8 protein-coding genes are annotated in these 11,733 nt (G+C 71.1%); 5 read left to right on the top strand and 3 right to left on the bottom strand.

Annotation, left to right across the window (positions count from 1 at the left end):
• Positions 1–31: 31 nt before the first annotated feature.
• Positions 32–892, bottom strand: a complete 861-nt coding sequence (panB, locus tag PS467_RS12900; protein ID WP_311035388.1) for a 3-methyl-2-oxobutanoate hydroxymethyltransferase — start codon at positions 890–892, stop codon at positions 32–34.
• A 191-nt stretch (positions 893–1,083) separates the two neighbouring features.
• Between panB and PS467_RS12895 the strand changes: the two genes are divergently transcribed.
• The 4 genes from PS467_RS12895 (at position 1,084) to PS467_RS12880 (ending at position 5,937) form a co-directional block, all read left to right on the top strand.
• A complete protein-coding gene (locus tag PS467_RS12895) occupies positions 1,084–2,709 on the top strand; it encodes an MFS transporter (protein ID WP_311035387.1) in 1,626 nt (541 codons plus the stop codon).
• Positions 2,706–3,323 (top strand): TetR/AcrR family transcriptional regulator, encoded by a 618-nt coding sequence (locus PS467_RS12890; RefSeq protein ID WP_311035386.1) that lies wholly within the window; start codon positions 2,706–2,708, stop codon positions 3,321–3,323. The genes PS467_RS12895 and PS467_RS12890 overlap by 4 nt, the downstream gene beginning before the upstream one ends.
• 174 nt (positions 3,324–3,497) lie before the next feature.
• Positions 3,498–4,526 (top strand): endonuclease/exonuclease/phosphatase family protein, encoded by a 1,029-nt coding sequence (locus tag PS467_RS12885; RefSeq protein WP_311035385.1) that lies wholly within the window; start codon positions 3,498–3,500, stop codon positions 4,524–4,526.
• A 205-nt stretch (positions 4,527–4,731) separates the two neighbouring features.
• Positions 4,732–5,937 (top strand): MFS transporter, encoded by a 1,206-nt coding sequence (locus PS467_RS12880; protein WP_311035384.1) that lies wholly within the window; start codon positions 4,732–4,734, stop codon positions 5,935–5,937.
• 359 nt (positions 5,938–6,296) lie between these two features.
• Here the strand turns inward: PS467_RS12880 and PS467_RS12875 are convergent, their stop codons facing one another.
• Together PS467_RS12875 and PS467_RS12870 are read right to left on the bottom strand one after the other, a co-directional pair.
• Positions 6,297–8,051, bottom strand: a complete 1,755-nt coding sequence (locus tag PS467_RS12875; RefSeq protein ID WP_311035383.1) for an NAD+ synthase — start codon at positions 8,049–8,051, stop codon at positions 6,297–6,299.
• 153 nt (positions 8,052–8,204) lie between these two features.
• The gene (locus PS467_RS12870; RefSeq protein ID WP_311035382.1) at positions 8,205–9,857 is read right to left on the bottom strand and encodes a multicopper oxidase family protein; all 1,653 of its coding nucleotides are present in this window, start codon (positions 9,855–9,857) and stop codon (positions 8,205–8,207) included.
• 481 nt (positions 9,858–10,338) lie between these two features.
• Here PS467_RS12870 and glnA2 point away from each other — a divergent pair, with 481 nt between their 5' ends.
• Positions 10,339–11,700 carry a gamma-glutamylpolyamine synthetase GlnA2 gene (gene glnA2 / locus PS467_RS12865; RefSeq protein WP_268971630.1) on the top strand — a complete coding sequence of 454 codons (1,362 nt, stop codon included), beginning with the start codon at positions 10,339–10,341 and terminating at the stop codon, positions 11,698–11,700.
• Positions 11,701–11,733 lie beyond the last annotated feature (33 nt).

The following is an 11,733-nucleotide window of genomic DNA, read 5'->3' as shown; positions in this document are numbered from 1 at the left end:
GGAAGGAGCGCTCCCCGGCGGAGCGTGCCCCCTAGTGGAAGGAGTGTTCCTCGGCCGGGTAGGCCCCGCCGACCACGTCCTCGGCGAAGGCCCGCGCCGCGTCGCCCAGGCCCTGGCGCAGCTGTGCGTACCGCTTGACGAAGCGCGGCACCCGGCCGTCGGTCATGCCCGCCATGTCCGTCCACACCAGGACCTGGCCGTCGCAGTCCGGACCGGCGCCGATGCCGACGGTGGGGATGTGCAGCGACCGGGTCACCTCGGCGGCCAGCTCGGCCGGGACCAGCTCCAGGACGACCGCGAAGGCGCCCGCGTCCTGGACCGCCTTGGCGTCCCGCAGCAGCTGCTGGGCCGCCTCCTCGCCGCGCCCCTGGACGGGGTAACCGCCGTAGGCGTTGACGGACTGCGGGGTCAGGCCGATGTGCGCCATGACCGGGATGCCGGACTGGACCAGCAGCTCGATCTGGTCGGCGGAGCGCTCCCCGCCCTCCAGCTTCACCGCGCCCACGCCCGCTTCCTTGGCCAGCCGGGTGGCGTTGCGCAGCGCCTGCACCGGGCCCTCCTGGTACGAGCCGAAGGGCAGGTCGGCGACGACCAGGGCGCGCTTGGTGCCGCGGACCACGGCGGCGGAGAGCAGCGCGATCTCGTCCATGGTGACGGGCACGGTGGACTCGTACCCCAGGTGGCAGTTGCCCATCGAGTCGCCGACCAGCAGGACCGGGATGCCCGCCTGGTCGAAGACGGACGCTGTCATCGCGTCGTAGGCGGTGAGCATCGGCCACTTCTCGGCGCGCTCCTTGGCGGCCGCGATGTCCCGGACGGTGATGCGGCGGGAGCTCGTGCCCCCGTAGAGCGCCTTGTCGGACTGGTTTCGCGCAGGGCTGACGTGCGTCATCGCTACGGCTCCTGTTCATCATCTCGAGGCGCCCTGACGGCGTCCCCGGACCACCCCCATGCTGGCACGGCTCCTGCCGGGACGAAAGTGGTGGGGGCCCTCGCCCCGTCGGCCCCAAACCCTCGCAAAGTCTTTTCCATACTTTCCGATACGAGACGGTCTCGTATCGGAAGCTGCCTAGCCTGGACGGCATGGCAACCCCTTCCAGCACCCAGGGTGCCCCGGCCGGGTCCGCCGTTCCCGAGGCGGTCCACCGGCGGCGCTGGGCGATCCTCGTCGTCCTGATGGTCAGCGTCCTGGTCGTCGTCCTCGACAACTCGATACTCAACGTGGCGATGAAGACCATCGCCTCACCGAAGCCCACCGGGCTCGGCGCCACCCAGAGTCAGCTCGAGTGGGCGATCAACTCCTACACGCTGGTCTTCGCCGGGCTGCTGTTCACCGCGGGACTGCTGGGCGACCGGCTCGGCCGTAAGAAGGTCCTGCTCGGCGGGATGGCGGTGTTCGGCGTGGGCTCGGTGCTCGCCGCCTTCTCCGGTTCGCCGGCCGAACTCATCGGCTTCCGGGCCGTGATGGGCCTGGGCGCCGCCTTCGTGATGCCCGCCACCCTCGCCATCCTGGTCAATGTCTTCGAACGCGAGGAACAGGCCAAGGCGATCGGCATCTGGGTCGCCGCGGTGGGCCTGGCCATCGCCATCGGCCCGATCACCGGCGGGCTGCTGCTGGAGCACTTCTGGTGGGGTTCGGTCTTCTTCGTCAATGTGCCGATCGTGATCGCCGGACTGATCGCGATGGTGGTGCTCGTCCCCGACTCCAAGGACCCCGCGCCCGGCCGGCTGGACCCGCTGGGGGTGCTGCTGTCCGTGGTCGGGCTGGTGCTGCTGGTCTACGGCATCATCAAGGGCGGTCAGCTCGCCGACTTCACCGACGCCCAGGTGCTGGGCTCCATCGGGGCCGGACTCGTCGTCCTGGCCCTGTTCGTGGTGCACGAGAAGCGCAGCGACCACCCGGCCATCGACGTCGGCTACTTCCGCAATTCCGCCTTCTCCGCCGCCATCGCCGCCGTCGCCCTGGTCTTCTTCGCCCTCATGGGCGTGACCTTCTTCATGGTCTTCTACACCCAGAGCGTGCGCGGCTACAGCGCGCTGGAATCCGGGCTGCTGATCCTGCCGCTGGCCGTGGCGCAGCTGCTCTTCGCGCCGCGTGCCCGGCTGGTCGTGGAGCGGTTCGGCGCCCGCGCGGTGTGCACCGGCGGCATGCTGCTGGTGGCCGCCACCATGTCCGGGTTCCTGCTGCTGGGCGTGGACACCCCGATTTTCGTGCTGGAGGTGCTGTTCTTCGCACAGGGCTCCGGCATGGCGCATATCATGCCGCCGGTGACCACCGCGATCATGCAGGCGCTGCCGCGCCAGAAGGCCGGCTCCGGCTCGGCGCTGAACAACACCTTCCGGCAGGTCGGCGGCGCGCTCGGGGTCGCCGTGCTCGGCTCGGTGCTCTCCGCCGCCTACCGCGACGGCATCCGGGACACCCTGGCCGCCGTGCCCGGACTGCCCGACTCCGTACGGCGCTCGGCGGGCGAGTCCGTCGAGGCCACCTTGGCCGTCGCCGAGAAGCTGGGGCCCAGGGGTCAGACGCTGGTGGGCCCGGCGCAGGACGCCTTCGTGCACGCCATGCACGTCACCGCGCTCGGCTCGGCGGGCGTCGCCCTCCTCGGCGCGCTGGTCGTGCTGGCCTTCCTGCCCGGCAAGGACGCCTCCGGACAGGCCCCCGACAGCGGGCGGACGGGTCCGCGGGAGGAGGCGTCGGCCGACCGATGACCGTCCCGGACAGCTCCGTACCCTCCGTACCCAAACTGCGCGGCCGCCCCCGCAGCCCCGCCACCGACGCCGCGATCATCGAGGCCGCCCTGCGGCTGCTGGAGGAGGGCGCCTCGGTCGGCGGGCTGTCGATCGAGAGGATCGCCCGCGAGGCGGGCGTCGGCAAGGCCACCGTGTACCGCCGCTGGCCCGGTAAGGACGCGCTGATGCTCGACGTGCTGCGCTCCCTGGAGGAGCCCAGCCCGGAGCCGGCCGGGGTCTCGGTGCGCGACGACCTCGTCACCGTCCTGGAGTTCATGCGCCGCCGCGGGCTCGCCAAGCGCCACTCCGCCCTGCTGCGCACCGTCGTCACCCAGATGCACGCGCACCAGGAGCTGTGGCGGGCCTACGACGAGAATGTCATAGCGGCCCGCCGCGCGAGCCTGCGCGCCGTGCTGCGGCGGGGGAGGGAGAGCGGTGAGATCCGCGCCGATGTGGATCTGGAGCTGCTCGCCGACCTCTTCACCGGCCCGATGCTCTCCCGTGCCATGCTCCACGAGTGGAAGGAACTTCCCGAAGGGCTGGCCGAACGGATCGTCGACACGGTCCTCGCCGGGGTCTCGCCACGCGACTGAGCGGTTTGTGCCTGTTGTGTCACAACAGTCCCGTCCGCGCCCGGTCGCGGAACTCCCGGCCCGGACCATGACGTCCTCCAACCGGGAGCGCCCCAGGGGGCGCCGGGAAAGCCCCTGGTCATCACCTATGGTCGTAGCCCAAGGCGCGGTAGTTGAGGCAGTGAGGGACAGCGAATGACGCAGGCGTACACGCAGGAGACACGACAGCTCGGGGACGACGCGCCCCAGCCATCGGGCTCCCGGATCGGCCGCCTGCTCGACCGGCTGCGGAACGATCGCGGGCTGTGGCGGCGCGGGCTGGTGCTGGCGGCGATCGCGATCCTGCTCGCCCTGGTCATGATCTTCCACGCGGATGTGCCCAACCGCGTGGGCAACCTCGGCTCCCTGCTGGAGACCTTCCTGCCGTGGCTGGGCCTGGCCCTTCCGGTGCTGCTGGTGCTCGGCCTGGTGCGGCGGTCGGCGAGCGCCGTGCTGGCCCTGGTGCTGCCGATCGCCGTCTGGCTGAACCTCTTCGGCGGGCTGATGTTCTCCGACAAGTCCGGCAGCGGCGGCGAGCTGACCGTCGTCACCCACAACGTCAACGCGGAGAACGCCGACCCCTCGGGCACCGCCAAGGACGTGGCCGCCTCGGGCGCCGACGTGGTGGCGCTGGAGGAGCTGACCAGCACGGCCGTGCCCCGGTACGAGCGGGCGCTGGCGGACAGCTACCGCTACCACACCGTGCAGGGCACGGTGGGGCTGTGGAGCAAGTACCCGCTGTCCGGCACCAAGCCGGTGGACATCAAGCTGGGCTGGACCCGGGCGCTGCGCACCGCGGTGCGCACCCCGCACGGTGAGGTCGGTGTCTACGTGGCGCACCTGCCCTCGGTGCGGGTGAAGTTCAACGCGGGCTTCACCGCCGAACAGCGCGACGCCAGCGCCGAGGCGCTGGGCGAGGCCATCTCCCACGAGCCGCTCGACAAGGTGATCCTGCTCGGCGATCTGAACGGCACCATGAACGACCGGGCGCTCGCCCCCGTCACCGCGCAGATGCGGTCCGCCCAGGGCGCGGCGGGCGACGGCTTCGGCTTCAGCTGGCCCGCCTCGTTCCCGATGGCGCGGATCGACCAGATCATGGTGCGGGGGGTGGACCCGGTCTCGGCGTGGACACTGGGGAAGACCGGCAGCGATCACCTTCCGGTGGCGGCGTCGGTCGACTACTGAGCTTCCGGGGGACTCAGGGGACGTAGGGGGCAGGGGCAGGGGGCTCGGGGCGCTCCCGGGTGACCCAACTCACGGGGCGCCCGGCGAGATCTTACGTGCTGTTCATCTGGGGATCCTCTTCGGGAACATCTGCCGTGAGAGAGTTTGTTCAGCTAGAGAACATACGCATCCTCTGCACGTTTCTCCTTCGTTTGAAAGGTCTCTCATGCCCCTGGCCCTGCTCGCCCTTGCTGTGAGCGCCTTCGGCATTGGTACTACCGAATTCGTGATGATGGGCCTGCTGCCCAATGTCGCGAACGATCTGGGCACCTCCGTGCCCACGGCCGGATACCTCGTCTCCGCCTACGCCATCGGGGTCGTGGTGGGCGCTCCGCTGCTGACCGCTCTCGGCTCCCGTATCCCGCGCAAGCGGATGCTCGTGTTGCTCATGGCGCTCTTCACGGTGGGCAACCTCGCCTCCGCCCTCGCCCCCAGCTTCGGCCTGCTGATCGCGGGCCGGGTGCTCGCCGGACTGCCCCACGGCGCGTTCTTCGGCGTCGGCGCGGTCGTCGCCGCGCGGCTGGTGACCGAGGACCGGCGGGCCCGCGCGGTCGCCACCATGTTCCTGGGCCTGACGATCGCCAACATCGTCGGCGTCCCCGTGGCCACCCTGCTCGGCCAGCACCTCGGCTGGCGGGCGACCTTCCTGGTCGTCGCCGGCATCGGCGTGGTCGCCATGTCCGCGCTGGCCCGGCTCGTCCCGCAGATCTCCCACGACCAGCACGGCGGACTGCGCCAGGAGCTCGGTGCCCTGCGCGACCGGCAGGTGGTGCTGGGACTGCTGACCGCCGTCTTCGGCTTCGCCGGCGTCTTCGCCGTCTACAGCTACCTCGCCTCGATGGTGACCGAGGTCACCGGTTTCGGCGAGTCGACGGTCACCCTGGTGCTGGCGCTGTTCGGCATCGGCATGACGCTGGGCGCCCTGGCCGCCGGTCCGCTGACCGACCGGGCGCTGCGGCCCACGCTCTACGGCTCGCTGGCGGCGCTGGCCGCCATGCTCGTGGTCTTCGACTTCACGGTGCATGTGAAGTGGGCGGCGCTGCTGTCGGTCGTGGTGCTGGGCGCGGTCGGCTTCATGACCACCACCCCGCTCCAGATGCTGGTGATGAACAAGGCCCAGCACGCCCCGACGCTGGCCTCCGCCTCCAACCACTCCGCCTTCAACCTCGCCAACGCCGGTGGCGCGTGGCTGGGCGGCGTGGCCATCGCGGCGGGCTGGGGCTGGACCTCCCCGACGCTGGTGGGCGCGGTGCTCGCGGTGGTCGGTCTGTCGATCGCCCTGATCGCGGGGCTGACCGACCGGACCCCGGCGAGCGGCTCGCGGGTCGTCGCGAGCAGCGAGTCGACGCCGCAGCTGTCCGAGGTGCGCTGAGCGCCCGGCCCGACGGCACTACGGGACAAGGCCCCCGCCACCGGCGGGGGCCTTGTCCCGTATGCGCTGGAGCTGACCGCGACCTTCCCCGGCGTCCGGACGCGGCTACGGGGCGGCGACTGGCTGTGCCGGTGGCGTTCGGGCACCGGGGAGCCGGCCGTCCGCTGGACGGCGCTCGTCGGCGCGGGCGCGCCCTGTCCGGACCGGATGACGCCCGAGGAGCCGGCCGCCGTCGTCGAGGGCGGCCGCGCCTCCGTGCCGCCCGGCGCGATCGACCAGGTCGAGGCGCCCGCCGAGTGGCTGGGCCTGATCAGCGGGTTCCTGGACGCCCAGGCGTGGTGCCCGGGGCCGGAACCGGCTCACACGTGCTCGCGCCAGCGGTTGGTGATCGGCAGTCGGCGGTCCTTGCCGAAGCCCTTCGCGGAGATCTTCGTGCCCGGCGGGTACTGGCGCCGCTTGTACTCCGCCGTGTCGACCAGCCGCAGGATCCGGGTCACCAGCGCGTCGTCGTAGCCCGCGGCGACGATCTCCGCACGCCCCTGGTCCCGGTCCACGTACAGCTCCAGGATGCGGTCGAGGACGTCGTAGTCGGGGAGCGAGTCGGTGTCGACCTGGCCGGGGCGCAGCTCGGCGCTCGGGGGCTTGGTGATCGAGTTCTCGGGGATGGGCGGGGTCTGGCCCCGCTCCTCCGCCGCGCGGTTGCGCCACTTCGCCAGCCGGAAGATGGACGTCTTGTAGACGTCCTTGATCGGGCCGTACGCGCCGACCGAGTCCCCGTAGAGCGTGGAGTAGCCGCAGGCCAGCTCGGACTTGTTGCCCGGGGCGAGGACGATGTGGCCCTCCTGGTTGGAGATCGCCATCAGCATCGTGCCGCGCAGCCGCGACTGGAGGTTCTCCTCGGCCAGCCCGGTCAGGCCCAGGGCGCCCATATAGGCATCGAACATCGGGGCGATCGGGACCGTACGGAAGTTGAGCCCGGTGCGCCGCGCCAGCTCGGTGGCGTCGGCGATCGAGTGCTCGGAGGAGTAGCGCGAGGGCATGGCGACGCCGTACACGTTCTGCGCGCCGACCGCGTCACAGGCGATGGCGGCGACGAGGGCGGAGTCGATCCCGCCGGAGAGCCCGATCAGAACACTGCGGAAACCGTTCTTCGCCGCATAGGCCCGGAGCCCCACGACCAGCGCCGTGTAGATCTCCTCGTCGTCCCCGAGCCGCTCGGCCTCGCCGCCCGCGAGCTCCGGCTCGTACGCGGGGAGCGGGTCGGCGGAGAGGGTGACGTGCTCGATGCGGAGCCCGTCGTCCACGACCCCCTCGGGGACGGAGCCCGGGTCCGCGGCGGGCAGATCGAGGTCGAGCAGCACACACCCCTCCGCGAACTGCGGGGCCCGCGCGATGACTTTGCCGTCCCGGTCCACGACGATCGAGTCACCGTCGAAGACCAGCTCGTCCTGGCCGCCGATCATCGCCAGGTACGCGGTGGTGCAGCCCGCCTCCTGGGCCCGCTTGCGCACCAGGTCCAGCCGGGTGTCGTCCTTCTCCCGCTCGTACGGCGAGGCGTTGATCGACAGCAGCAGCCCGGCCCCCGCCGTGCAGGCGGCCGGCACCCGGCCGCCGTCCTGCCACAGGTCCTCGCAGATGGCGAGTGCCACGTCGATGCCGTGGACGCGCACCATGGGCAGGGTGTCGCCGGGCACGAAGTAGCGGAACTCGTCGAAGACGCCGTAGTTCGGCAGATGGTGCTTGGCGTAGGTCAGGGCGACCGTGCCCCGGTGCAGCACGGCGCCCGCGTTCTGCGGTGAGCCGGCCGGCTGGCCGTACCGCCGGGCGCGCTCGCTGCGGTCGAGATAGCCGACGACCACCGGCACCTCGCCCAGTCCCTCGGCGTCCAGCCGCTCGGCGAGTGAGCGCAGCGCGGAGCGTGACGCCTCGACGAAGGACGAGCGCAGCGCCAGGTCCTCGACGGGGTAGCCGGTCAGCGCCATCTCGGGGAACGCCACCAGATGGGCGCCCTGCTCGGCGGAGTGCCGGGTCCAGTGGAGTATCGACTCGGTGTTGCCGGCGAGGTCTCCGACGGTCGAGTCGATCTGGTTCAGAGCGAGGCGAAGTTGAGGCACGGGCCCAGTGTAATCGTCTGTCTGACGCGATAGCCGGGGGTGTCTCTGTCTGCCTGCTCACGCCCGCCCGGCCCCGGTGGCGCCCGCCCGATCCGAAGGCGCCCGCCCGCCCGGCCCCTGCGCTCCGGGGCCGGGTCTGCTCCGCCGCGGTGGCTACTTCTGGTAACCGAGGATGGTCATCATCCCGGACTCCGAGTGGTAGACGTTGTGGCAGTGGACCATCCACAGTCCGGGGTTGTCGGCGTCGAGGTCCACGTTCACCTTGTGGTGCGGCAGCAGGATCGTGGTGTCCTTACGGGGGCCGCCGTCCGGCAGCGCGAAGGTGTGGCCGTGCAGATGCACCGGATGCCACATGTCGGTGCCGTTGATGAAGGACAGCCGGACCCGTTCCCCGGACCGCACCGGATAGCGCTGCGAGGAATCGTACGGCCGGCCGTTGATCGCCCAGTCCCACCTCCGCATCGAGCCGGTGAGCCGCAGCCGGATGATGCGGTCGGGGTCCTTGGGCGCCAGCCGCACCTCCTCGGCCGCCTTCAGCCCGGCCGCGGTGAGCAGCGTGCCGTCCAACTCCTTGGGGCGCGGGAACCTTACGGGCTCCTTGCCGCGGGTGCGCAGCACCGCCAGCGCGGACCGCCCCTTGCCCTCGGCGAGGACGGCGAACGGGAAGACCCCGTCCTTGACGGTGACCAGAACGTCGTAGCGCTCGCCCATGCCCAGCAGCAGCGCGTCCGTCTCGGCCGGCACGACGGGATAGCCGTCGGTGTGGGTGACGGTCATCCGGTGGCCGCCGAGGGCGACGCGGAAGGCGGTGTCGCCCCCCGCGTTGATGATGCGGATGCGGACCCGGTCGCCGCGCTTGGCGCGGAAGACCTGCGGGGACTCCGGGCTGCGCCCGTTGACCAGGTAGTAGGGGTAGGTGACATCGCCCGCGTGGCCGCCCAGCAGCGCGCTCTCCATCGGCGCGGCCTCGTGCCGGGCCGAGGGCCGGGCCCGGCCGCCCTTCGCGGCGCCCTTGTCCGCACGTTTGTCTGCCGCCTTGGCCCCTTTGGCCGCCTCCTCGGCGTCGCCCTTACCGTCGTCGTCCATCGCATGGGCGGCCTTACCGCCGTTGAGCTGCTTCAGCACCGTGTCCGGGGTGCGGCCGCCCACTCCGTCGAGCCAGTCGTCGAGGACGACGACCCACTCCTTGTCGTATGTCAGCGTCTCTTTCGGATCCTCCACGATCAGCGGTGCGTACAGCCCCCGGTCCAGCTGGGGGCCCGAGTGCGGATGAATCCAGTACGTGCCCGGGTAGAGCGCCGTGAAGCGGTAGTCGAAGGCGGCGCCGGTCTTGATCGGCCGCTGGGTCACCCCCGGGACGCCGTCCATGTCGTTGCGCAGCCGGATGCCGTGCCAGTGCAGCGTGGTGGACTGCGGCAGGTTGTTGGCGAGGGTGAGCGCGATCGTGTCGCCCGCGGTCACGCGGATCTCCTGGCCCGGCACCTGGTCCTCGAAGGCCCAGGACGTCACCTTGCGGGCGCCGATGTCCAGCGTGGTCGCGGTGGCGGTCAGCCGGAACCGCCGCACCGGCCCCGGGTCCCGCTTCCGCTCCCGCTCGGCGACCTCCGGGCCGTGCGGGGAGATGTAGGCGGGCGGGACGTCGCTCGCGGGCGCGCCGGCCCTGCCGGGGGCGCCCCTGCGGGCGCCGTCCATGCCGTCGTGGTCTTTGGCGCGGTGGGGGGCGGGGGAGCCGCAGGCCGGGAGCAGACCGCTGCCGGCGGCGGCGATGCCCGTGCCGAGTACGGCACGGCGAGTCTTTTCGTGCATGAGTCGGTACCCCAATGCTGATGTGTGCCGTATGGGTGAGGGTCGGCGCGTCCGCCGCCCCGCCGGGAGGGCGGGCGGCCGACGCGCCGCTCTATACGGCCTGTGCGTGCCGTGCGGCGCGCCGGCGACCGGCTGAGGGGTGGGGTGAGGGGTGAGGGGCTCCGACGGCGCATCGCCGCCTCCATCTGACCGTTCTGGTCGCTCTGGCCGTTATGATCATTATCCGACTGTTTGATCATCGTGATGATCGGCAGCTTACCCCCAAGGGGTATGGACCTCCCGAAGGCGCCACGGCGGGCGCGGAACGCTCGGGTCCGTGACCGGCCGCGTGAAAGTACGATGCACACATCGTGGTGAGGTACAGGGGGAGACCGGAGCGGCCGGACGAAACCTCCAAGAAATCCCGCCACGTGATACTGGGGCTGCGAAAGGTGCCCCGCGCCCGCGTAAAGAGCCGTTTGACCTGCAAGGATAGGGGACCATGGATAAGCAGCAGGAGTTCGTGCTCCGCACGCTCGAAGAGCGCGACATCCGGTTCGTGCGGCTGTGGTTCACCGACGTGCTCGGCTTTCTGAAGTCCGTCGCCGTCGCACCCGCCGAACTCGAGGGCGCCTTCGACGAGGGCATCGGCTTCGATGGCTCCGCGATCGAGGGCTTCGCCCGTGTCTACGAGTCCGACATGATCGCCAAGCCGGACCCCGGGACGTTCCAGATCCTGCCCTGGCGCGCCGAGGCCCCGGGGACCGCCCGGATGTTCTGCGACATCCTGATGCCGGACGGCTCACCGTCCTTCGCCGATCCCCGTTACGTCCTCAAGCGCATCCTCGCCAAGACCTCCGACCTCGGCTTCACCTTCTACACCCACCCCGAGATCGAGTTCTTCCTGCTCAGCCAGAAGCCGGTGGACGGCACCCGCCCGGTGCCCGCCGACTCCTCCGGCTACTTCGACCACACCCCGCAGAACATCGGCATGGACTTCCGCCGCCAGGCGATCACCATGCTCGAATCGATGGGCATCTCGGTCGAGTTCTCCCACCACGAGGGCGCCCCCGGCCAGCAGGAGATCGATCTGCGCTACGCCGACGCGCTCTCCACCGCCGACAACATCATGACCTTCCGCCTGGTCATGAAGCAGGTCGCGCTGGAGCAGGGGGTGCAGGCCACGTTCATGCCGAAGCCGTTCTCCGAACACCCCGGCTCGGGCATGCACACCCACCTCTCCCTCTTCGAAGGCGACCGGAACGCCTTCTACGAGTCCGGCGCCGAGTTCCAGCTCTCCAAGGTGGGCCGCTCCTTCATCGCGGGGCTGCTCCGCCACGCCGGGGAGATCTCCGCCGTGACCAACCAGTGGGTCAACTCCTACAAGCGCATCTGGGGCGGCTCCCAGCGCACCGCCGGCGCGGGCGGCGAGGCCCCCTCCTACATCTGCTGGGGCCACAACAACCGCTCCGCCCTCGTCCGCGTCCCCCTCTACAAGCCCGGCAAGACCGGCTCCACCCGGGTCGAGGTCCGCTCCCTGGACTCCGGCGCCAACCCCTACCTGTCCTACGCGGTGCTGCTCGCGGCCGGGCTCAAGGGCATCGAGGGCGGCTATGAGCTCCCGGCCGGCGCCGACGACGACGTCTGGGCCCTCTCCGACGCCGAGCGCCGCTCGCTCGGCATCGAACCGCTGCCGCAGAACCTGGGCGAGGCGATCGACCTGATGGAGCGCAGCGAACTGGTCGCGGAGACGCTCGGGGAGCATGTCTTCGACTTCTTCCTCCGCAACAAGAAGCAGGAGTGGGAGGAGTACCGCTCCGAGGTCACCCCGTTCGAGCTGCGCAAGAACCTGCCGGTGCTGTAGCGGGCCAGGCGGGGGCGCCGGCCGCGCCCCCGC

Origin of the sequence: Streptomyces luomodiensis, assembly GCF_031679605.1 — a bacterium.
Lineage (GTDB): Bacteria > Actinomycetota > Actinomycetes > Streptomycetales > Streptomycetaceae > Streptomyces > Streptomyces luomodiensis.
Note: the sequence above shows the minus strand (reverse complement) of the source record. Positions and strands in the feature narration are given on the sequence as shown.